General features: G+C 65.9%; 19 protein-coding genes. 10 read left to right on the forward strand and 9 right to left on the reverse strand.

Annotated elements, in window-relative coordinates:
- The first annotated feature begins 4 nt into the window (after positions 1–4).
- The gene (locus LWC34_RS44020) at positions 5–1567 is read left to right on the forward strand and encodes a hypothetical protein (RefSeq protein ID WP_233731252.1); all 1563 of its coding nucleotides are present in this window, start codon (positions 5–7) and stop codon (positions 1565–1567) included.
- On the opposite strand, the gene LWC34_RS44025 is transcribed toward LWC34_RS44020, so the two are convergent.
- Entirely contained in the window at positions 1564–2475 is a 912-nt protein-coding gene (locus LWC34_RS44025; protein WP_233731253.1) for an EamA family transporter, read from the reverse strand. The genes LWC34_RS44020 and LWC34_RS44025 overlap by 4 nt on opposite strands.
- A gap of 118 nt (positions 2476–2593) precedes the next feature.
- On the opposite strand from LWC34_RS44025, the gene LWC34_RS44030 reads away from it, so the two are divergent.
- Entirely contained in the window at positions 2594–4147 is a 1554-nt protein-coding gene (locus LWC34_RS44030; RefSeq protein ID WP_233731254.1) for an alpha/beta hydrolase, read from the forward strand.
- Here LWC34_RS44030 and LWC34_RS44035 read toward each other — a convergent pair whose 3' ends face one another.
- The 3 genes from LWC34_RS44035 to LWC34_RS44045 are packed head-to-tail and all read right to left on the reverse strand — an operon-like array spanning position 4148 to position 6972.
- Positions 4148–5128 (reverse strand): LLM class flavin-dependent oxidoreductase, encoded by a 981-nt coding sequence (locus LWC34_RS44035; RefSeq protein WP_233731255.1) that lies wholly within the window; start codon positions 5126–5128, stop codon positions 4148–4150.
- 29 nt (positions 5129–5157) lie between these two features.
- Positions 5158–6210 (reverse strand): ATP-dependent DNA ligase, encoded by a 1053-nt coding sequence (locus LWC34_RS44040; RefSeq protein WP_233734044.1) that lies wholly within the window; start codon positions 6208–6210, stop codon positions 5158–5160.
- 24 nt (positions 6211–6234) lie between these two features.
- Entirely contained in the window at positions 6235–6972 is a 738-nt protein-coding gene (locus LWC34_RS44045) for a pyrimidine reductase family protein (RefSeq protein ID WP_233731256.1), read from the reverse strand.
- A 24-nt stretch (positions 6973–6996) separates the two neighbouring features.
- Here LWC34_RS44045 and zapE point away from each other — a divergent pair, with 24 nt between their 5' ends.
- A complete protein-coding gene (gene zapE / locus LWC34_RS44050) occupies positions 6997–8022 on the forward strand; it encodes a cell division protein ZapE (protein WP_233731257.1) in 1026 nt (341 codons plus the stop codon).
- A gap of 381 nt (positions 8023–8403) precedes the next feature.
- Positions 8404–9399 carry an ABC transporter substrate-binding protein gene (locus tag LWC34_RS44055; RefSeq protein WP_233731258.1) on the forward strand — a complete coding sequence of 332 codons (996 nt, stop codon included), beginning with the start codon at positions 8404–8406 and terminating at the stop codon, positions 9397–9399.
- A 57-nt stretch (positions 9400–9456) separates the two neighbouring features.
- On the opposite strand, the gene LWC34_RS44060 is transcribed toward LWC34_RS44055, so the two are convergent.
- Together LWC34_RS44060 and LWC34_RS44065 are read right to left on the reverse strand one after the other, a co-directional pair.
- The gene (locus LWC34_RS44060) at positions 9457–9660 is read right to left on the reverse strand and encodes a hypothetical protein (protein WP_233731259.1); all 204 of its coding nucleotides are present in this window, start codon (positions 9658–9660) and stop codon (positions 9457–9459) included.
- A gap of 327 nt (positions 9661–9987) precedes the next feature.
- Complete coding sequence (locus tag LWC34_RS44065; protein WP_233731260.1) at positions 9988–11706, reverse strand: acyl-CoA dehydrogenase family protein; 1719 nt, start codon at positions 11704–11706, stop codon at positions 9988–9990.
- A gap of 86 nt (positions 11707–11792) precedes the next feature.
- On the opposite strand from LWC34_RS44065, the gene LWC34_RS44070 reads away from it, so the two are divergent.
- Positions 11793–12374, forward strand: coding sequence for a TetR/AcrR family transcriptional regulator (locus LWC34_RS44070; RefSeq protein ID WP_233731261.1), 582 nt, complete (start codon positions 11793–11795; stop codon positions 12372–12374).
- A gap of 44 nt (positions 12375–12418) precedes the next feature.
- Here the strand turns inward: LWC34_RS44070 and LWC34_RS58385 are convergent, their stop codons facing one another.
- Positions 12419–13093: a phosphatase PAP2 family protein gene (locus LWC34_RS58385; protein WP_233731262.1), complete on the reverse strand. Its 675-nt coding sequence runs from the start codon at positions 13091–13093 to the stop codon at positions 12419–12421.
- A gap of 64 nt (positions 13094–13157) precedes the next feature.
- Here LWC34_RS58385 and LWC34_RS44080 point away from each other — a divergent pair, with 64 nt between their 5' ends.
- The 3 genes from LWC34_RS44080 to LWC34_RS44090 are packed head-to-tail and all read left to right on the forward strand — an operon-like array spanning position 13158 to position 16944.
- Positions 13158–14777: an ATP-binding cassette domain-containing protein gene (locus LWC34_RS44080; protein WP_233731263.1), complete on the forward strand. Its 1620-nt coding sequence runs from the start codon at positions 13158–13160 to the stop codon at positions 14775–14777.
- On the forward strand, positions 14774–16243 hold the full coding sequence (locus tag LWC34_RS44085; protein WP_233731264.1) for a phytoene desaturase family protein: 1470 nt from the start codon (positions 14774–14776) through the stop codon (positions 16241–16243). Before LWC34_RS44080 ends, LWC34_RS44085 begins: the two co-directional genes overlap by 4 nt.
- Before the next feature lie 29 nt (positions 16244–16272).
- On the forward strand, positions 16273–16944 hold the full coding sequence (locus tag LWC34_RS44090) for a hypothetical protein (protein WP_233731265.1): 672 nt from the start codon (positions 16273–16275) through the stop codon (positions 16942–16944).
- Here the strand turns inward: LWC34_RS44090 and LWC34_RS44095 are convergent.
- Entirely contained in the window at positions 16934–17461 is a 528-nt protein-coding gene (locus LWC34_RS44095) for a hypothetical protein (RefSeq protein ID WP_233731266.1), read from the reverse strand. The two genes, LWC34_RS44090 and LWC34_RS44095, sit on opposite strands and share 11 nt — an antisense overlap.
- A 125-nt stretch (positions 17462–17586) precedes the next feature.
- Between LWC34_RS44095 and LWC34_RS44100 the strand changes: the two genes are divergently transcribed.
- The gene (locus LWC34_RS44100; protein ID WP_233731267.1) at positions 17587–18306 is read left to right on the forward strand and encodes an AfsR/SARP family transcriptional regulator; all 720 of its coding nucleotides are present in this window, start codon (positions 17587–17589) and stop codon (positions 18304–18306) included.
- On the opposite strand, the gene LWC34_RS44105 is transcribed toward LWC34_RS44100, so the two are convergent.
- Positions 18290–19117, reverse strand: coding sequence for a polyphosphate kinase 2 family protein (locus LWC34_RS44105; RefSeq protein ID WP_233731268.1), 828 nt, complete (start codon positions 19115–19117; stop codon positions 18290–18292). The two genes, LWC34_RS44100 and LWC34_RS44105, sit on opposite strands and share 17 nt — an antisense overlap.
- Before the next feature lie 130 nt (positions 19118–19247).
- Here LWC34_RS44105 and rocD point away from each other — a divergent pair, with 130 nt between their 5' ends.
- A complete protein-coding gene (gene rocD / locus LWC34_RS44110) occupies positions 19248–20453 on the forward strand; it encodes an ornithine--oxo-acid transaminase (RefSeq protein WP_233731269.1) in 1206 nt (401 codons plus the stop codon).
- Positions 20454–20481 lie beyond the last annotated feature (28 nt).

Below are 20481 nucleotides of genomic sequence, written 5' to 3' on the forward strand. Positions count from 1 at the left end.
AGTCATGGCACCGAAGCATTCGCAACCGGAATACAACCCTGGCATGCAGACGGCGTACTACCCGCCGAACTACCGTGGGAACACACACGGTGTCGAGATGCGAGGGCAATCCGACAGTCGTGGCCAGGTGCAGACGCAGGTTGAGCATGACGTCGACCGTGAGATCGATGGCAAGCCCTTGTGGCCGCGCATCATCGCCGTGATCTCGCGGGAAGGCACGGTGCGGAGCCGAGTCGACCAGCAGATGGCAGATCAAGCCAAGGCGCTCTCACAGGGTGTGGAGACGCGGCCGGCGCCGATGCTGCAGTGCTCGAACTACCAGCAGTACGAGCACAACGCTCTTGAGGACATGGTCAAGAAGGGTGTGAACGCCGGGGACGTCGGCAAGGTCGGATCGATGTGGCTCGATGCGGGCAACGAGATGGTCCGTTTCCAGACCGACGTCGTGAAGGCCATTGGCAACAGCGAGGCTGACTGGCGCGGTGCGGCGGGGAATGCGGCACGCACCTTCATGGCGGACGTTGGTAACTGGGTTGGCAAGGCGGGGCAGAGTGCGCAGCTTGCGGGCACGCAGACCCAGCAGTATTCGGCAGCCTTGGAGAAGGCGAAGAACTCCATGCCGCCGCCGGTCGACTTCAATGTGGACGCGGCGAACGCGGACCTTGGCCAGACGACGAATCCCTTTGCCTACGCCGTCAAATACGGCGCCTACATGGCGAAGTACAACCAGCAGCAGGAAGCCAAGCAAGAGGCTGTGCGGGTTGTAGGCACATACGACAGCGCTCTCGGCAGCGCCAGCACGATGCCTGCGTTCGCTGCTCCGCCGGCGATGGCGGGTTCTGGGAACCCGCCTCCGCCTCTGCCCCCGGAGCCTCCTCCGCCAGGACCTGGGCCCGGTGGTGGTCCTGGTGGCGGCCCAGGAGGTGGGCCGGGCGGTGGCCCTGGCAGGGGCCCCGGGTTTGGGCCCGGTGGTGGTCCGGGCGGTACCGGTGTAGGCGGTACGGGCCAAGGCTCAGGTTCAGGGACCGGACAAGGGTCGGGTACTGGAATAGGCACCGGAAGCGGTGTCCGCGGCCCGGGGAGTGGCACGAGCGGCCAAGGCTTCACGGGCGGCCCGAACAAGGGCGGCAACTTCGGCAACAACCAAGGCGGTTACGACCCGTCCACGGGCATGCCGCCGGGCTTCATCCCGGCTGGCGGTGGCCCTGGGATGGGGGGCGACACGACCCGAGGTGGTGGCGGCCGTGGCTTTGGGGGTGGTGGAGCGGGCGGCGGCCTGGGTGGTGGAGGTACCGGCGGTGCTGGCCGTGGCGGGTTTGGGCCTGGTGGCGGACCGGCGGCCGGTGTCGGTGGTTACGCCGCTGAGCAGGCAGCAGGTGGCGGTCGTGGTGGAGCCGCGGGCGCCAGGGGTGCTGCGGGTATGGGTGGAATGGGCGGTATGGGTGCAGGCCGGGGTGAGGGTGGCGAGGACGAAGAACACCAGCGTCCGTCGTACCTCGTTGAGCCTGACCCCGACAGCATGTTCGGAACCGACGAAATGACTGCGCCGCCGGTAATTGGCGGCTAGACGTCTGGGCGGGCGCTGCGTGTGGCGCCCGCCGAGGCGACCACGACGCTCAGCACCGCGACCCACTGCAACACGTGCAGCGACTCCTTAAGTACGAGCAGGCCAACGAGCGCTGCCACCGCGGGTTCGAGGCTCATGAGAATCCCGAACACCCGCGGCGGGATCTTGCGCAGCGCCTCCAACTCCAGCGAATACGGAATCACCGACGACAACAGGGCCACGCCAAGCCCTACCACCAACACCCACGGCTGCAACAGCGACGTCCCGCTATCAGCCGCGCCAAACGGCACGGCCACGAGCGCCGCGAAGACCATGCCGACTGCGAGCCCGTTGCCTTCCGACGTGTGACGCCCCAAAGCAGCACCGAGCAGGATGTACGCACCCCAGCAAGCACCCGCGGCTAGAGCGAACAAGAAGCCGACGAGGTCAATGTCCCCACGGCCTTCCATCAACAACACCACACCACCCGCGGCCAGCAGTGCCCACAAGGCGTCAAGCCAACGCCGTGACCCGGCCAGCGCCACCGCCAACGGGCCAAGGAACTCGACGGTCACCGCGATACCCAACGGGATTCGTTCCAAAGCCAGGTAGAAACACAGGTTCATGGTGCCGAGCACCACGCCGTAGCTGACAACCACAGCCCACGCACGGCGGTCCATACGCAGTGACGGCCGCCATAGCAGCAGCAAAATGGCTGCGGCGAAGAACAGCCGTAGCGTCACGGTCCCTGTGCTGCCGACAGCGCTGAAGAGGTTTTTGGCCAGTGCCGCGCCTACTTGGACGCTGACGATCCCCAGCAGCACTTGTGTCGATGGTGGGATTGCCCCAATTGTCCGGCCTGCTAGGGCTAACAGGTTGAACCGGGGGAAGGGGCCGCGTCCGGCTCGGTCGACGTGCATCGTGGCCATGCTCCGGATGGTGCGTGATCCGCTACCTCCAAGTCATATTGTTTCCAGATTCTGGGACGGGGGTACCAGTCAGCACCCCTCACGGCGGCCTCACGAACCTCATGCGAGGCTCACGAACATGGGCACCTTGGCGCGTCGGGGGATTTTGCTGCTCGCGGCAGTTGCCTCCATCACCACCGCGTGCACGGCCGCGCCCTCGCAGCGGCCAGCGATCGTGGTCAACGACGGTCCTCTCGGGAGCGTCACACCACCGCAGCCTGTGCCCTCGCAGGTACCGCTGCCGCCCCTTGAAGAGCCGACGCGCTCCACTATCCCGTGGATCGAGTGCGACGACGTCATCAAGAACCGCCTGACCATCTACAACGTGCCCGCTGTCGCCATGCAGTGTGCGCGCGTGCAGACCATCTTGGACTCGCCGAGTCTGCCTGGCCGCAGCCCGATGCGGTTGATGGTGCTCAAGGCGGGCACGGGCAAGACGCCGATTGTCGTTGTCTCCGACATCCAGGGCGAACCGGGCACGATCAAGGCCGCGCGCCTCGCGTCGACCCTGCCGCCCGAGTTTCTGACCAAGTTCTCCTTGATCGGCGTTGACCGCCGGGGTTCGGGCAGCTCCGAGCCGGTTCGCTGCGTCCAGGACGACGTCCGGCTGGACATCGTCGACTCCGACCCGGCCGCCGAGGACCTCGAAGACCTGCTTGACGTTGTCCGCCAGGCAGGCCAGCAGTGCATCATCGCGCTGGAGAACCGGCTGTACGCGATGGACACCTGGCGTACCGCCGCGGACCTTGAGAAGGTCCGTGAAGCCCTTGGGCTGCAACGGTTGAGCGCGATCGGTATCGGCGAAGGCTCGCGGGTCCTCGGTGTTTACGGCGACCGGTTCCCCGATCGCGTTGGCCGCATGGTGTTCGATGGCCTGCCAGACCCGAGTGGCGACTCGATGGTCACGATGGACGGAGCCGCGAGCGGCGCCGAGGCCACGTTCGAAGAGTTCGCCAAAGACTGTGTCGCAAGGAACTGTGTTCTTGGCCCGGATCCTAAACAGACATTCCTCGACCTGATCCGGAAACTGCGCGCGAGCCCGATTCCCAGCGTTGACGCGGGATTGACGGCGGGCAGCGCGACGCGTGCGGTGCTCATCGGCCTGGCGAACCGGTCTGGCTGGCCCGCGTTGGCCGACGCGATCGCCAAGGCAAGGGACAACGACGGCAACGCGTTGGTCAACTACATCAAGCCGCTTGTCAACGACAGCAGGGAACAGCCGACCGCGTTGGACGTCGGGCTCGTGACCGGATGCAACGACACGAAGACCCGGCTGGCCGTCGAGCGCCTCAACTCCATTGGTCGTGAGTGGCGTACGCGGTATCCGTTGTTCGGCGGCGTGATGGCGCAGAACCTCGTGCTGTGCAGCGCGTGGTCAGTCGCCGCGCAGCCGCCGCTGGCGATCAACGGCCGCGGGTTGCCGCCGATTGTCGTTGTCAGTACAGCGAATGACCCGGTGACTCCGCAGGCTGGGACTGAGCGTGCCGCGCAGCAGTTGCCGAGCGCGGTGCTGATTTCCTGGCAGGGCGGGGGCCATGGCGCGCTGGGCCTGTCGTCGTGTGCCACGGATGCCACGCGGGCTTTCCTTGGTGACGGCAAAGTTCCCGCCGCGGGCATGGCCTGCCCGCCCTGATCAGAACAGATCGGCGATCAGTTCGTAGGAACGCACGCGGTCGGCTGGCGAGTGCACCATCGTCGTGATCATCAGCTCGTCGGCCTCGGTCTCCGTCAGCAGCTTCTCGATGCCGCGCTGGACGGTCTCCGGGCTGCCGATGATCTGGTTGGACTGCCGGTCCTCGATGATCAGCCGCTCGACATCGCTGTACGGATAAGCCGCGGCCTCTTCGGGCGTGGCGATCAGCCCTGGCCGCCCGGACCGCAGCCGCAGGAACGACAAAGCGCCAGGTCCGGCCAGGTACTGGGCTTGCTCGTCGGTCTCGGCGCAGATCACGCCCGCGGCCACCATGGCGTACGGCTTCTCCAACACCGCTGAGGGCCGGAAGTTCTGCCGGTACAAGGCAAGCGCTGGCAACGTGTTCTGTGCGCTGAAGTGGTGGGCGAACGCGAACGGCATCCCCAGCATCCCGGAAAGCTGTGCGCTGTAACCACTTGAGCCCAGCAGCCAGATCGGCGGTTTGTTCCCGGCCGCGGGCACGGCGGCGATTCCCTCGGAGTCGCCGGAGAAGTACGAAATCAGCTCGCCTAGCTGCTCGGGGAAGTCATCCGCCGACAGCGGCGCGGGGGAGCGGCGCAACGCGTGCGCGGTACGCGGATCAGTGCCGGGTGCGCGGCCAAGGCCGAGGTCGATCCGGCCGGGGTGCAGGGCTTCGAGCATGCCGAACTGCTCCGCGACCACGAGCGGGGCGTGGTTGGGCAGCATCACACCACCGGAGCCGACCCGCATCCGTGACGTGGCCGACGCCACGTGCGCGATCAGGACGGGCGGCGCGGAGCTGGCGACGCCGGGCATGTTGTGGTGCTCGGCCACCCAGAACCGGTGATAGCCCAGCTCCTCGGTTCGTCGGGCGAGGTCGATCGAGGCGCGCAGAGCTTGGGCTGACGTCTGTCCTTCGCCGACCGTGGCGAGGTCCAGCACCGAGTAAGGGATGGCCATATCCGACCTAACCGGCGGGTGACTCCGTTTTATTCCCTGGACTTGACCTCGCCGCGGAGAACCGCGTCCAGGTCGTAACGGGCAGGTTCTTCCAACTGCGTGTAGTCGCACGACGACGGCTCACGGTCCGGCCGCCAGCGCTTGAACTGCGCGGTGTGCCGGAACCGGCTCGGATAGCCGCCCTCGGTGTGCTCGTAGCCGACCTCGACCACACGCTCCAACCGGAACGGCACCCACTCGGCCTGTGCGCTGCGCCACCGGTTGATCTCGCCGGGAACCCTTGTGCCCTCAGCGATCTCACCGACCCACGGGTGGTTTTCGTCTCCACCGGGAATCAGATACGCCAGCTCAGCCGCGAGTTCACGGCGACGCTCGGCCGGGAACGACCCGACCACGCCAACGCTGTGCAGGGTGCCATTGTGGTCGTACAAACCGAGCAGCAAAGACCCCACGGACGTGCCCGGCTCGGTGTCCTTGTACCAGCGGATTCCAGCGACCACACAGTCAGCGGTCCTGGAATGCTTGAACTTCAGCATCGACCGTTTGTCCGGTGTGTACGGTCCCTGCGCCGCTTTGCCGACCACGCCGTCCAATCCGGCGCCTTCGAACAGCGTGAACCACTCCCTGGCCAGGTCGGCGTCCTGGGTCGCGGGCGTCAGGCTGACCGCGTCGGTGCCGGACACCAGGTCGACGAGGATGTCCCGGCGCTTCACACCCGGCTCTTCAAGCACCTCGCCGGACGGGACCTGCAGCACGTCGAACGCCACAAAGGTCGCGGGTGTGGTCTCCGCCAACATGTTCACGCGACTGGCCGCCGGGTGGATACGTTCGGACAGCGCGTCGAAATCCAGCCGCCCGTTGCGGCCGACGACCAGTTCACCGTCCAGCACGACGCCAGATGGCAGCCCTTCCCGAAGCCGGGCGACCATTTCGGGAAAGTACCTGTTCAGCGGCTTCGTGGACCGCGACTGCAGTACGACGTCGTCGCCATCGCGGAACACCAGGCAACGAAACCCGTCCCACTTCGGCTCGAAGATCAGGTCAGCGCCGTCGGGGATGCTGCCCGCGGCCTTGGCGAGCATGGGTTTGACCGGTGGAGTCAGCACTCAGCGACGATAGGCCAGCATCAGGAAGTCGTCATCCCGCAACGCCGCCGCCAGGCGCATGCGCCGCGCTTCGGCCAGCACCGGCCCGGCCGAGATCCGGCCGGAGTCGCCCGCCGTGAGCTGGGGCGACAGGGTCAGGTTGAGCTGGTCGACCAGGTTGGCGGCGATCATGCCGCCGAACAGCCGTGGCCCGCCCTCGCAATTGACCCGGTTCAGCCCGCGTTTGCCCAGTTCAGCAAGGGCCAGGTTGAGATCGACGTGCTCATCGCCGACGACAACGACCTCGGCGCCCGCGTCGGTCAGCGCCTGCTTGCCGGGCGCGGCCTCGGACGTGAACAGGATCGGCGGCACGAGCGTGTCGGTGATCAGCAGCGAGTCAGGGGTGATCGAGCACTTCCCGGTCACCACCGCGACCGGTGGCAGCGGCGCGAGGCCGAGCCGTTCGCGGCGTTCCGCGCGTACCTCGTTGCGCTTGAGGCCGCGATAACGCTCGATCAACGCGGTCGTCGCGCCGACCAGGATCACGTCGGCGAGGTCACGCTGCAAGTGGAAGACCTTCTGATCGCCGGGCCCGGACAGCTCGGCCGACCTGCCTGCCACGGTCACCGCGCCGTCCAGGCTGGAGACGAAGTTCACCTGGACGAACGGCCGATCCAGCTCGGCCGGATAGTCGTAGAGCTGCTCGAGCGCGCTGTCGGTGAGCTCGTAGGCGTCGGGATCCGGCCAGAGGGTCTGCACGGATGCAATGAGACCATGCCGGGCATGCCCGCTCCACGCCTGGTAGACCGCCGTCCGGAGATCGCAGCGGAGGAGTTGGTCGCCGAACTGGTTCCGCCGCCCAGGTTCGCCGATGTCCGGTTCGATACGTACGTTCCGAACCCCGACGAGCCCAGCCAGGCCGCGGCCGTGGTGGCCGCGCAGGCGTTCGCGCAGCGTGTCGGCGTGGTGCGCAGGCGAGGCCTGCTCAACCGGGTCTTCAGCAAGCCGTTGCCGGAGCCCGCGCCGGGGCTGTACCTCGATGGCGGTTTCGGCGTCGGGAAAACCCACCTGCTGGCCTCCTTGTGGCATGCCGTGCCCTTCGAGGCGAAGGCGTACGGCACGTTCGTGGAGATCACGAACCTCGTTGGCGCGCTTGGCTTTCCTGAGGCAGTGCGGCGGTTGTCCACGCAGAAGCTGCTCGCGATCGACGAGTTCGAACTGGACGATCCCGGCGATACGACCCTGGTCACCAGGCTGCTGACCGAGCTCACCGACGCGGGCGTGTACGTGGCCACTACGTCGAACACATTGCCGGACAAGCTGGGCGAAGGCCGGTTCGCGGCGCAGGACTTCATCAGGGAGATCCGCACGCTCTCGGAACGGTTCACCGTGGTTCGAGTGGACGGTCCGGACTACCGGCACCGAGGCCTGCCCGACGCGCCGGATCCGCCGACTGACGCGCAGATCGACCAGCGCGCCGCGGCGATCCCCGGCGCCACCGTGGACGACTTCGACGAGCTGTGCGCGCATTTGGCGAAGCTGCATCCGTCGCGCTACGGCAAACTCGTCGCCGGTTTGCCGGCCGTGTTCATCAAAGGCCTGCACGCGGTGCCCAATCAGGACGTCGGGCTGCGCATGGTCGCATTGGCCGACCGGTTGTACGACCGCGCGGTGCCGGTCGCGGTGTCCGGCGAATCGTTGTCGATGTTGTATACCGACGAGATGCTGCGCGGCGGTTACCGCAAGAAGTATCTGCGTTCGATCAGCAGGCTGACCGCTCTGGCTCGGGACGCCGGTTTTCAGCGGTGAGGGTCGAAGTGCCGCCATTTGCCCAATCGGGCGCGTTGTGGGTTTCATCGCACCCCAACAATTGATCACGAAATGCGGCATAGAGTGTCTGTGCGGTTACTCGATCAACCGTGCCAGTTGATCTGTTTCGTTATACCGAATCACTTCGGAAAGTTTCCAACGAAGATCATCGGCAGGCGCTGACATGCACAGATGGGATTCTGTTGCGCCTCATGATGTTCGTGTGTTAGTACTCACGGACCAGCATGAGTGAGCTGCATGGCTCCGTCCGATAGTGGGTTACCGGCAGTTAGCCTGTCGTTTAAGGTCCCGGGCACGCCCGATGCTGGCGTAATTCGAGGGGGTCAGTACGAAATTGAGGAACGTGTGTTGAGACGGTCCATGGAAACCGTACGTCAAACGAGCACGTTGAGCCGCAGGACGCTGCTCGCTGGTATGGGCGCGTTCGCGCTGAGTGCCTGTACCGATTCGTCGTCGACGCCGGCGAATCCGGCACCTGAGGTCCCGCGGATCCGCCTTGGTGTGCTGGAAGTAACCGATACCGCTCCACTGTTCGTCGCTCAGCGTGAGGGAATCTTCGAGAAATACGGTCTCAAGCCGGAGTTCGTCACCATGGAGCTCACCGGCGACCAGCGGCCGAACCTGGAACTGGGTGGCCAGGCCGACGTGACCTTCGACAGCTGGGTCACGATCTTCCTCAACATCACCGACGGCGCCGACTGGGTTGTGCTCGGCGAGGCATACCAGGCAGCGCCGCGGACAACCGGACTGGTCATCGGGCAGACCGGGATCAACCGGCTGCGCAGCGTCGCGGACCTGCGGGGCAAGCAGATCGGCGTGAACAACAAGCGCGGCCTCGGCGTGTTGCTGACCAACAGTTTGCTGCGGCTCAACGGGATGCAGCCGACCGACGTGACCTACGTCGAGCGGCCGTTCGACCAGTTGGCCAAGGCAGTCGTGGACGGCGAAGTGTCCGCGGCGTGGATGGTCGAGCCGTACATGACGCGCTCCCAGATCGAAACCAAGTGCGTGCTGTTCGCCGACACGGCCGTCGGCCCGACCGCGGACTTCCCGCAGTCCGGCTACGCCTGCTCGCGCACGTTCGCGCGCAACAACCCCAACACGGTCCGGGCGTTCCAGTTGGCGCTCGCCGAGGCGCAGCAGCGCGCGCTGGACCGTTCCCTGGTCGAGGAAGTGCTGCCGGAGTACATCAAGGTGAGCAAGAACGTGGCGCAGCTGATGAGCATGGGCGCGTACCCCAGCACCACGCTGGCTGTGCGGCCGCAGCGCGTCGCCGACCTGATGCTGGAGCAGCAGTTCCTGAAGAGCAGAATCGACGTGACCGCACGCATGGCGACAGCGAACCCGCCGTCCTGACAGCAGGCAAAACAAATGAGCACGGCGTGATCGCCGTGCTCATTTTGCTTGTGGCGCCTACCTCTTGCGGCGGTTGGCGTTGACCAGAGTCCACACCGATACCGGTTGCCTGGTCTCGTCCGTGCTGGACGACGCGGGCGCGGCCGGTGGCTCCTGCGAGCGCTCCACTCGCGAGCGAGGTTTGGGCGGCGGACTGTCTGCGACGGCTCGTCGTGAGCTTAGTTCTTGGCGGAGTTGGTCGTAGATCGGTGTATCAGTCACCGCCGTCCTTCCGTCGCCGTGGTCGATGCCACAAGATTACGCCCGGTGCGCAAGTCCCTTCACAGCGCCACCCCCATAAGTCGGAGTCGGCGTCAATCCGCCACTCGGCCGTAGCTCAGTTGGAGTACGCACGCGCCTCCGCGGGAGACCTCGGCACGTCATCGGGTTTGCGAGGCTGTAACTCGGCCGCGGTCACGCACTCGGCCCAGTGTCGATTCTTCCTCCTGCGGCGAAGCTGGCCATAGGCCGAACATCTCGTAACACTTCAGCACCGTGGGTCAGCCGGATAGCTGTGTCGCAGGAATGTTCGCGCCGTGGTGCTCGCACTCATGGCTTCATCTCGTACACACCGGCCAACGCGACCACCTGCTCCCACACCTGGTCGAACGAAGAACTGACAGGCTTACGGACCGCCCCAAGCGCCCATTCCTGCTGCGCCTGGGTCGAGCTGCGTTTGCCGTGCAACGCGACCGCGTGCCCGGAGAAGTCGCGGACCAGCACCTCGAACACGGCACCGAGCACGTCCTCGTCCAGCCCGATGATCTCGGCCTGCTCGAGGATCAGCTGCCCGTAGACGATCAGCGTGAACAGCTCGCCCAGGGTGAGCGTGAAGTCCAGATCCCCCTGCTGTTCCGGCGTGGGCGGCGCGTTCTGGATCAGCTGGGCGAACGACTCGGCCTGCTCGGTGAACTGCGCGACCGTCGGCACGTGCGCGAACTTGCGGTACGCGCCGTGCCAGTCGTGGAACCGGATCTTGCCCAGTCCGCGCGCCGGGCCCTGTCGGAACAGGAACTCGTCGTCCGCGCTGTCGGTACGCGTTGGCACGGCCGGATAGTCCTGCGGCTGGAACAGGTACGCGGGCATGAACTTCAGGATCAGCGCGAGGTTGACCGCGACGGTTCCTTCAAGCTTGGGCAGGCCGGTGACGTCGGATTTGGCGACCGTCGTGAAGCTGTCGGACTCGAAACCCTTGGCCGCCACGACATCGCCGAGCAATGCGATCACTTTCTCGGCCTCGGTGGTGACCTTCATCTTCGTGATCGGGTTGTACAGCAGGTAGCGGCGGTCTTCGGCGTTCGCGCTGCGGAAGTAGTCCACGGCCCGGTCGGAGAACAGCCGCATCCCGATCAGCCGCGTGTACGCCTCGACGAACCCAGTCCGCACGTGCGTGAAGTTGGTGACTGGCTTGCCGTACAGGATCCTGTTGTGCGCGTGGGTGATCGCTTCGTACAGCGCGTGGGTGGCCAGGCCGATCCCGCCGAAGCACAGGTTGAACTTGCCGATGTTCACCGTGTTCAGCGCGGCGGAGAAGGCTGCTTCACCCGTGTGCAGGATGTCTTGTGCGGCAACGGGATAGTCCGACAGTTCGAACTGGGAGACGTACATCTGCGCGGGCACGACGTTGCGCACGAGGAGGTAGTTGGGGTGCGTTGAGTCGGCGGCGAAGAACACGTACTGGTCCGGGCCCTCGACGCCGGCGATCCGGCCGAACACCGACACCGTGGTCGCGCAGTCGCCGTTGCCGATGTAGTACTTGCCGCCGTTGGCGCGGTAGCCGCCTTCGCCGTCCGGCGTCAGGACCATGTCGGAGGCGTAGATGTCGGCGCCATGCTCCTTTTCGGACAGCCCGAACGCGGCGACCTGGCCCCGGGCCAGCTCACTGGCGGCGCGCTGGCGTGCCACGGCGTTGTCGCTCTGCCACACGGGCCCGAGGCCGAGCACGGTGACCTGCCACGGGTACCAGTAGTTGATCCCGTAGAAACCGAGCACCTCTGACATGGCCGCGATGCGCGCGGTGTCCCAGCGTTTGTCCGGGTTGCCGTCGGCGTCACGGGCGGGCGTGAGGAACGTGGCGAAGACGTCGTTCTCGCCGACGAAGTCGAGAAAATCCTGGTAACGCACCTTGCCATGGAAGTCGGCCAGCAGCTTGCGCTTGCCCCGTGACTCGAACCAGTCGATGGTCGCCCGCAGCAGCCGCTTGGTCTCTGGATCGAACTGACCAGGATCGTAGCGGTGCGGATGCAGCAACAGGTCGGTGCTGGGCATGTCGAGCCTCCCGGGCAGGCAATACTACTGACAAGTAGTAATAAACTACTGTAGGGTAACTTTGTCCAGAGGGCGGTGAGAAAACGGTGTTGAGTTCACAGCGCAAGCGTCGCCCATATGCGCCGCGCGTGCCCGCCGAGCAGCGCCGCGAACAGCTGCTGGACGCCGCCCTGCGCGTGGTCGTCACCCAAGGGCACAGCGCAGCGACCATGGACGCGGTCGCCGAGCAGGCAGGCGTCACGAAACCGGTCGTCTACAGCCAGTTCCGCAGCCGCAACGAGCTACTGACCGCCCTGCTGCGCCGTGAACAGCGCGGGGCCTTCCAGCAGGTGGAGAAGATCCTGCCGACGCGGCTCACCCGGGATCAGGTCGCCGGGATGCTCAATGACTTCCTCGAAGCGGTACAACAGGCCCCGGACCGGTGGCACTGCATTGTCATGCCCGTCGCCGACATGCCGACGGAGTTCCACGATGCCCGCGCGCGGGCGCACGCGCTCGCGCTGCGCCAGGTCGAGCAGCTGCTGGAGGCCGATCTCGACACCGAGATCATCGCCCACGCCGTGGTCGCGCTGTTCGAGACGGCCGCCCGGTTGGTGCTCACCGATCCCGAGCGCTACCAGCCAGGACGATTCGTCACCGCGATCCGGGCGGCTATCGGGCTCCGCTAGTGTCGTGTGATCCTGTTCCCTTTAGCAAGGCCAAGGGAACAGGGTCACGCGGCACTCGCCACGGGCTCCTCAGATTCAACGTGCTCACGTGAGCGCCGGTCCGCGACACGGTCGATCACGAGCGCGGTCGTCAGCACGACTGCGACGGCCACGCCCGCGCCGCCGAAAGTGTCAGTGACGTAGTGGAACTTCATGCCGACCAGAGCCGTCGTGCCGATGCCCGCGATCAACAAGGCGCCCACGACGGCCAGGATCGTCCACGACCGCCGCGTGGACACGGTGGCCAGCACGAGCACGGTCAGCACGGCCACCATGCCGGTGGTGTGCCCGCTGGGATACGCCAGCGAACCGTTGTTGATGGTCCGGTCGAACAGCGGTTTGAGGATCGGGCTGCTGAGCAGTGAGGCCAGCGACGGGCCCGCGACCGCGAGGATGGCCAACCGGGGCCGGTGGCGGGCGATCGCGACCATCACGATCAGGCCGATCACGACGACCAGAAGGACAGGCTCAGTGGGCACGAGCATCGCCTGCAGCAGCCCGCGTTCGCCGACGAACTGCTTGTACACCGCCCAGTAGACGTTCTCGTCGAACGCGCTGCCAGTGCGCTGACCGCTGAACAATAAGCCGAGTGCGGCGACGACAAGGCCACTCACCGAGGCGAGGGCGACGAAAAGCGGGACGAGTCCTGATGGGACAAGTCGGATGATCGTCGGCTGCACCGTTCCACTATGCCGGACGAAAACAGTTCGCGATCACCCCGGCACTCTGTGCACCATTCGTCGAATGGGGTTCCTCGACGCGAGCGCGCTCGCCTACCGCCTGCCCGACGGGCGAGAACTGTTCCGTGACGTCACGTTCCGGGCGAGCGCGGGATCGGTCGTGTCGATCGTCGGCGCGAACGGTGTCGGGAAGACCACACTGCTGAGAATCCTCGGTGGCGAGCTTTCGCCCATGGAAGGCGGTGTGCGCGTCGAAGGCGGCCTCGCGGTCATGCCGCAGTTCGTCGGCTCGGTCCGTGACGACCGGACCGTGCGCGATCTTCTCCTCGCTGCGGCGCCCGTGGCGTTGCAGAAGGCGGCGGCTGAGCTGGACGACGTCGAGCTCGTGCTGATGGAGGACGACAGCGAGCCGGTCCAGATGCGCTACGCCGAAGCGCTCGCCTCGTGGGGCGAGGTGGGTGGCTATACGGCGGAGGTTCTGTGGGACACGGTCACTGTGGCCGCTTTGGGGGTGCCGTATGACCGTGCGAAGTACCGCGGTGTGAAGACGCTGTCCGGTGGCGAGCAGAAGAGGCTTGTGCTGGAGGCGTTGCTGCGCGGGCCGGAGCAGGTGCTGTTGCTTGACGAGCCTGACAACTACCTGGACGTGCCCGGCAAGCGGTGGTTGGAGGAACGGCTCCGCGAAACACCCAAGGCTGTGTTGCTCGTCAGCCACGACCGGGAACTGTTGTCGGTTGCCGCGACTCACGTGGTCACGGTGGAAGGCGGCAGCGCGTGGGTACACCCCGGTGGCTTTCGCACGTGGCACGAGGCTAGGGAGGCGCGTTGGGAGCGTATTGCTGAGCAACGCACGCGCTGGGACGAGAAGCACGAGCAGCTGCGGCAGCTTGTGATCACGCTTCGGCAGCAGGCTACGTACAACGACGGCATGTCGTCGCGGTATCAGGCCGCGCAGACGCGGTTGCGTAAGTTCGAGGAGGCAGGCCCGCCGCCGTTGCCACCCAAGCAGGAGCGGCTCAAGCCACGGCTGCGCGGTGGCCGCACCGGGATCAGGGCGATCACCTGCGGGAACCTTGAGCTGATCGGCCTGATGAAACCCTTCGACCTGGAAATCTTCTTCGCTGACAGGGTCTGCGTGCTCGGCTCGAACGGCTCAGGCAAGAGCCATTTCCTGCGGCTACTCGCAGGCGACACCGTGGATCACAGCGGCGTGGCGCGGCTCGGGGCGCGGGTTGTGCCTGGGTTGTTCGCGCAGACGCATGAGCATCCGGACTGGGTTGGCCGGACGCTCGTGGACATCCTGTGGCACGGGGACGACACGCGGCCGGGCATCGACCGTGACCAGGCGATCGCCGCGCTGTCGAGGTATGGGCTGGCGGGGCAGAACGATCAACGGTTCGAGACTTTGTCTGGTGGTCAGCAGGCACGGTTGCAGGTGTTGCTGCTCGAGCTGTCCGGTGCGACGTTGCTGCTGTTGGACGAGCCGACCGACAACCTCGACCTGAACTCCGCGGAGGCTTTGCAGGCCGCGCTGGCGTTGTTCACGGGTACGGTCGTGGCGGTGACACACGACCGGTGGTTCGCACGGTCCTTCGACCGTTTCGTGCTGTTCCGCTCGGATGGCGAAGTGTCCGAAGTAGACGAGCCAGTCTGGGACGAGGAAAGGGTGCGAAGGGCACGATGAAAGATGCTGTCATCGTCGGCGGCGGGCACAACGGGCTGGTCGCGGCCGCTTATCTGGCACGGGCCGGGCTCTCGGTGCTCGTGCTGGAGCGGCGGGCCGAGGCTGGTGGCGCGGCCGTTTCCTTCCGTGCCTTCGATTCCGTCGATGTCCGGCTGTCGCGCTACTCCTACCTCGTCAGCCTCCTTCCTCGCAAGATCATCGACGACCTTGGGCTGCGGGTCGAGCTCCGGCGCCGCCGGATTTCCTCCTACACACCGGTCGGCGATGGCGGGTTGCTGGTTGACTCCGAGAACACCGCCGCACTCGGGGACGCCTGGCAGAAGTTCTACGCCATGACAGCCGAAGTCGCCGAGAAGGTCTTCCCGACCCTCACCGAACCGTTGCCCAGCAAGGACTCCCTGCGCGCGCGAATCAACGACGACCACGCCTGGAACGTCCTGTTCGAACGGCCGTTGAGTGAAGTCATCGAGTCGACCTTCGCCGACGACACCGTGCGCGGAGTCGTCCTGACCGACGCGCTCATCGGCACGTTCGCGCCAGCCGACGACCCACTGCTGCGACAGAACCGCTGCTTCCTGTACCACGTGATCGGCAACGGCACGGGCGACTGGGACGTGCCCGTCGGCGGCATGGGCGCGGTCACCGGCGAACTCGCCCGCGTCGCCCAAGCGGCGGGCGCGCAGATCGTCACCGGCGCCGAAGTCACCTCGATTGACCCGGATGGAGAGGTGACGTACCGCAAAGACGGGGCCACGAGAACTGTCTCAGGTGGACACGTCCTCGCCAACGTGTCGCCGCAAACGCTTGCCGCCCTACTGGGTGAAACGTCTGAAGCGCAACCGGAAGGCGCCCAACTCAAGGTGAACATGGTGTTGCGCAGGCTGCCCCGGCTCAAGGACAGCAGCGTCGACCCACGGGACGCCTTCGCTGGCACATTCCACGTCAACGAGGGCTATCGGCAGCTCGCCACGGCCTACGAAGAAGCCGCGCAAGGCCGGATTCCCAGCCTGCCGCCGTGCGAGATCTACTGCCATTCCCTGACCGACCCCTCGATCCTCGGACCTGAGGAGCAAGCCGCGGGCTACCAGACCCTGACCCTGTTCGGCCTGCACATGCCAGCCCGGCTTTTCCGCAAGGACAACGAGAAGGCCAGGGATGAGGCCCTGAAAGCCACATTGCACTCGTTGAACAGCGTTCTGGCTGAGTCCATTGAGGACTGTGTGGTCCCTGGCTGTATCGAGGCCAAAACGCCCGTCGACCTGGAGAACGAGCTGGGCCTGCCAGCCGGGCACATCTTCCACAGGGACCTGTCGTGGCCGTACGCCGACGAAGGCCAGGAAGGCACGTGGGGCGTGGAAACGAGACACGATCGGGTGCTTTTGTGCGGGGCTGGTGCCCGGCGTGGGGGCGGTGTCAGTGGAATTCCTGGGCACAATGCGGCGATGAAAGTACTGAGAAGTCGCTGAGACCCAGGGTTCCGTGGTACTCGTGACGCATGCAGCGGGACTACGTGGACAACTACTGCGAGCGGACCGACGGTTCGTTTTGGAGTGAACCGCTCAACGCCGTCAGCAACGTGTCCTTCCTGATCGCTTCGATCGCCGCGTGGCTCGTCATCCGCCGTACCGCCCGTGCTGTGGGCAAACCGGCTGTCGAGCTCTATGTGCTGCCCGTTTTGATCTTCGTGATCTTCTTCGGCAGCAGTGCCTTCCACACCACCGCGACCCGCTGGGGCCTTGCCCTGGACACTGGGTCGATCGGGGTGTTCATGCTGTACTTCATCGTCCTGTGGACCAGGCTCTACTGGGACGTGCCGTGGAAATGGGCCTGGGTCGCGGCGCCGATCTTCCTCGCGTGGACCGCGCTGATCAGTGTGCTGCCGATCGGGATGCCCGGCACGTACCTTGCCGCGGTGCTCGGTCTGCTCGTGCTGGCGGGCCTGCTGTTCTTCTCCAAGCACGCCGACCGCAAGCAGCACTGGCGTTGGTACCTGATCACCGCGCTCGTGTTTGCCGTCTCGCTGACGTCACGAACGCTCGATCAGCCGCTGTGTGCCGAGATTCCCATCGGCACGCACTACATCTGGCACACGCTCAACGGGGTTGTGCTGTACCTCGTCACACATGCGGCGATCGTGCGCTGGCGTCAGAAGATGGTCACGGGTTGATCAGATCGACGAAGTGCGTGTAGTCGTCGAGCTGGAACAGCGCGCCCCCGCCCGCGCCGACGATCTGTGCCTGCACCAGGATCGTGTACGAGCCTGGGCCGAGCCTCGTCACGCGGTGGATGCTGTGCTGCTCACGCGGCCCGCCCGATGGGCTGTCGAACGCGAAGTCCGTGCCGACCACTGGGCTGAACTCGACGGGCGCGCCGCCAGCCGGGATGTAGACGACCCGCACCGAGCACTGGTTCGCCGCAATGCACGACGACTCCGCGCCGAACGTCGACTCGACGATCCGCGCCTCGCCCGCGGGCACCGTGACGCCGATCGCGGTTGACGGGACGGTGTGCCACGTGGCCGCCAACGGGGTGTTCCAGAACGCGGTCTCGGTGATGTCGCGTTGAATGGTGGCCGTTGTGCCGCCGAAGAACGACGGGAACGCGTACGCGACGCCACCCATCGCCAACGCGCCAACCACGAGCGCGACCAACGCGACCGTGACCCGTTTCGTGAACTTACGCATCGGAAAGTCCTCCCTCGCTGTACGTGTCTGACAGCGGACAAGCCTCACCGCGCGGGTTTGAGTGGTCTTAAATGTACGTATCTCAGCGCGTTTTCCCGGCTCATTACTCGTCGGGGGTGACGCAGGTGGAAACCAATGTGCTGAGCCATGTCCGGATCGAAACCCTCGGCGGCTTCCGGGTGTTACGGGACAACGAGCCCGTGCCGATCGCGAAGTGGCCGTCCCGCAAGTCCCGTGATCTCGTCAAGATCGTCATCTGTCAGCGCGGCCGTCCGGTGCCACGCGAAACGCTGATGTGCTCGCTGTGGCCCGCAACGCCGTGCCGGAAACTCGGAAACCGTTTCTCGGTAGCACTTTGCACCGCACGTGCCATCCTCGGGCACGGCGGGTTGATCACCGAGAACGACTCCGTCCGACTTGACCAGACGGTGGTTCGCGTTGACGTGACGGCGTTTCTGCAAGCGGCGACGGCAGGATTGCGTGATCCACGGGACATCGCGGCACTGCTGGCCGCCGAATCGGCGTACAGAGGCGACTTCCTCGAAGAGGACCCGTACGAGGACTGGGCCGCTGAGCTGCGGGCCGAAGCGCGGCTGACGTACCTCCAAGTGGCCGCCGCGCTCACGGACCACTGCGCACGGGTCGGTGATCATGTCGCCGCGAGCCGGTACTGCCTACGCATCCTCGAACGCGACCGTTACGACGAAGCCGCGCATCTGGCGTTGGTACGCGCGCTCGTCGCGGTCGGCAGCCACGGCGAAGCACGCCGTCGTTATGGCACGTACGTCTCTCGGATGCGCGAGATCGACGTCGAACCCACGCCCTGGCTCAGGAAAGGGCCTTGACCCGCTTGAGTTCCTGCGCGACGTCGAAACCCGGCTCCGGGTACTGCGGATCCATCTCTTCCAGCGTTTCCAGGAGCAGTTGCGAGACGGCCCAGTTGCGGTACCACTTGTGGTCTGAGGGCACGACGTACCAAGGCGCCGCGTCCGTGTCGCACCGGGTGAGCGCCTCGGAGTACGCGGCCTGGTAGTCGTCCCACTTGGACCGGGCGTCGAGATCCGCCGGGTTGTACTTCCAGTGCTTCTGCGGACGCTCCAACCGCGCGATCAACCGCTTGCGCTGCTCCTCGGGGGAGATGTGCAGGAAGCACTTGATGATCGTCACGCCACTGTCGACCAGCTCCTGCTCGAACGCGTTGATCAGGGCGTAGCGCTCTTCCCACACGTCCTGCGGGACCAGGCTGTCGACCCGCGCGATGAGCACGTCCTCATAGTGCGAGCGGTCGAAAACGCCGATCATCCCCGGCGTCGGCAAGGCCTTGCGGACTCGCCACAGGAAGTCGTGCCGCAGCTCCGCGCGTGTCGGCTTCTTGAACGAATGGATCTTCAGGCCTTGCGGGTTGACCAGGCCGCAGGCGTGCCGGATCGTGCCGCCTTTGCCTGAGGTGTCCATTCCCTGCAGGACCAGCAGGACGCTGGCCGACGCGCCCGCGTAGAGCGCCTCCTGGAGACTGTCGAGCCGCTCCGCGGTGGTGACCAGCTGTTTCGCCGCGTTGGACTTCGAGGTCGGGCCGACCGGGAGGTCACCTGGTTTGATGCCGGACTTCTTGCCACGCTTCGGCCGCAGCGCTTCCCGGACGCTTCCCTTACCCATCCGGCGAGAATAACCGACCACGAGCCAGGACAATGATCAAACATCATCAAGCTCAAGCACGCAATGAATCGCCGCTACAAGCAACGACAGACGGGGCGAAAACATCGTCAACAGGCTTTAACCTTTCGATATGAGTGACGCCGCCACCACACCCGACTTCATCGCGCTCGACGACCGCTGGAGCGCGCACAACTATCACCCGCTGCCCGTGGTCCTCGCCGAGGGCGAAGGCGCGTGGATGACCGATGTGGACGGTCGGCGCTACCTCGACTTCCTCGCCGGGTACTCGGCGCTCAACTTCGGCCACCGGCACCCCGCGCTCATCGCCGCGGCCAAGGACCAGCTCGACCGGCTGACCCTGACCAGCAGGGCCTTCCACCACGACCAGTTCGGCCTGTTCTGCCGTGAGCTGGCCGAACTGACCGGCACCGAGATGGTCCTGCCAGCCAACTCCGGCGCAGAAGCGGTGGAATCAGCCGTCAAACTCGCCCGCAAGTGGGCGTATCAGGTCAAGGGCGTGCCGGACGGCACGGCCGAGATCATCGTGGCCGGGTCGAACTTCCACGGCCGCACGACCACGATCATCTCCTTCTCCACGGACTCGGACGCCCGCGACGACTTCGGCCCGTACACCCCCGGTTTCAAGATCGTTCCGTACGGCGACATCGATGCTTTGCGCTTGGCGATCACGGACCGCACGGCGGCCGTGCTGCTGGAGCCGATCCAGGGCGAGGCGGGCGTGATCGTCCCGCCGAAGGGCTACATGGCCGAGGTACGGCAGGTCTGCGACGAGACCAACACCCTGTTCATCGCCGATGAGATCCAGTCCGGCCTCGCGCGCACCGGTGCTTTGCTGGCGCTCGACCACGAAGGCGTGCGCGCGGACATGTACACCCTGGGCAAGGCACTGGGTGGCGGCATCATGCCCGTGTCGGCGGTTGTCGGCCGCCGCGACATCCTCGGCCTGCTCAAGCCCGGCGAGCACGGCTCGACCTTCGGCGGCAACCCGCTGGCCTGCGCGATCGGCCGTGCCGTGGTGAAGCTGCTGGCGACCGGCGAATTCCAGGAACGTTCCCGTGAGCTCGGCGCCTACCTGCACTCCAGGCTTCTGGAACTGGACGGTGTCGCCGAGGTCCGCGGCCGTGGCCTCTGGGCTGGCGTGCAGATCGCCGAAGGCGGCCCGAGCGGCTGGCAAGCCTCGATGGCCTTGGCCGAGCGTGGCGTGCTGTGCAAGCAGACCCAGGAGATGACCCTGCGCGTGGCCCCACCACTGGTGATCACCCGCGAGGAGATCGACTTCGGCGTCGAAGCGATGGCCGAAGTCCTGACGAATTAGCTTGTCCAACCTCGTGAGTGGTTATGAG

It is taken from the genome of Kibdelosporangium philippinense, from assembly GCF_021390435.2.
GTDB classification, from domain to species: domain Bacteria; phylum Actinomycetota; class Actinomycetes; order Mycobacteriales; family Pseudonocardiaceae; genus Kibdelosporangium; species Kibdelosporangium philippinense.

Excerpts from the sequence above, each read along its gene's own strand:
- LWC34_RS44025 (WP_233731253.1), bottom strand. The coding sequence starts at position 2,475 with ATGGCCACGATGCACGTCGACCGAGCCGGACGCGGCCCCTTCCCCCGG.
- LWC34_RS44055 (WP_233731258.1), top strand. The coding sequence starts at position 8,404 with ATGGAAACCGTACGTCAAACGAGCACGTTGAGCCGCAGGACGCTGCTC.
- LWC34_RS44105 (WP_233731268.1), bottom strand. The coding sequence starts at position 19,117 with ATGGGTAAGGGAAGCGTCCGGGAAGCGCTGCGGCCGAAGCGTGGCAAG.
- LWC34_RS44040 (WP_233734044.1), bottom strand. The coding sequence starts at position 6,210 with ATGCTCGCCAAGGCCGCGGGCAGCATCCCCGACGGCGCTGACCTGATC.
- LWC34_RS44020 (WP_233731252.1), top strand. The coding sequence starts at position 5 with ATGGCACCGAAGCATTCGCAACCGGAATACAACCCTGGCATGCAGACG.
- LWC34_RS44065 (WP_233731260.1), bottom strand. The coding sequence starts at position 11,706 with ATGCCCAGCACCGACCTGTTGCTGCATCCGCACCGCTACGATCCTGGT.
- LWC34_RS44030 (WP_233731254.1), top strand. The coding sequence starts at position 2,594 with ATGGGCACCTTGGCGCGTCGGGGGATTTTGCTGCTCGCGGCAGTTGCC.
- LWC34_RS44090 (WP_233731265.1), top strand. The coding sequence starts at position 16,273 with ATGCAGCGGGACTACGTGGACAACTACTGCGAGCGGACCGACGGTTCG.
- LWC34_RS44035 (WP_233731255.1), bottom strand. The coding sequence starts at position 5,128 with ATGGCCATCCCTTACTCGGTGCTGGACCTCGCCACGGTCGGCGAAGGA.
- LWC34_RS44095 (WP_233731266.1), bottom strand. The coding sequence starts at position 17,461 with ATGCGTAAGTTCACGAAACGGGTCACGGTCGCGTTGGTCGCGCTCGTG.
- rocD (WP_233731269.1), top strand. The coding sequence starts at position 19,248 with ATGAGTGACGCCGCCACCACACCCGACTTCATCGCGCTCGACGACCGC.
- LWC34_RS44080 (WP_233731263.1), top strand. The coding sequence starts at position 13,158 with ATGGGGTTCCTCGACGCGAGCGCGCTCGCCTACCGCCTGCCCGACGGG.
- LWC34_RS44085 (WP_233731264.1), top strand. The coding sequence starts at position 14,774 with ATGAAAGATGCTGTCATCGTCGGCGGCGGGCACAACGGGCTGGTCGCG.
- zapE (WP_233731257.1), top strand. The coding sequence starts at position 6,997 with ATGCCCGCTCCACGCCTGGTAGACCGCCGTCCGGAGATCGCAGCGGAG.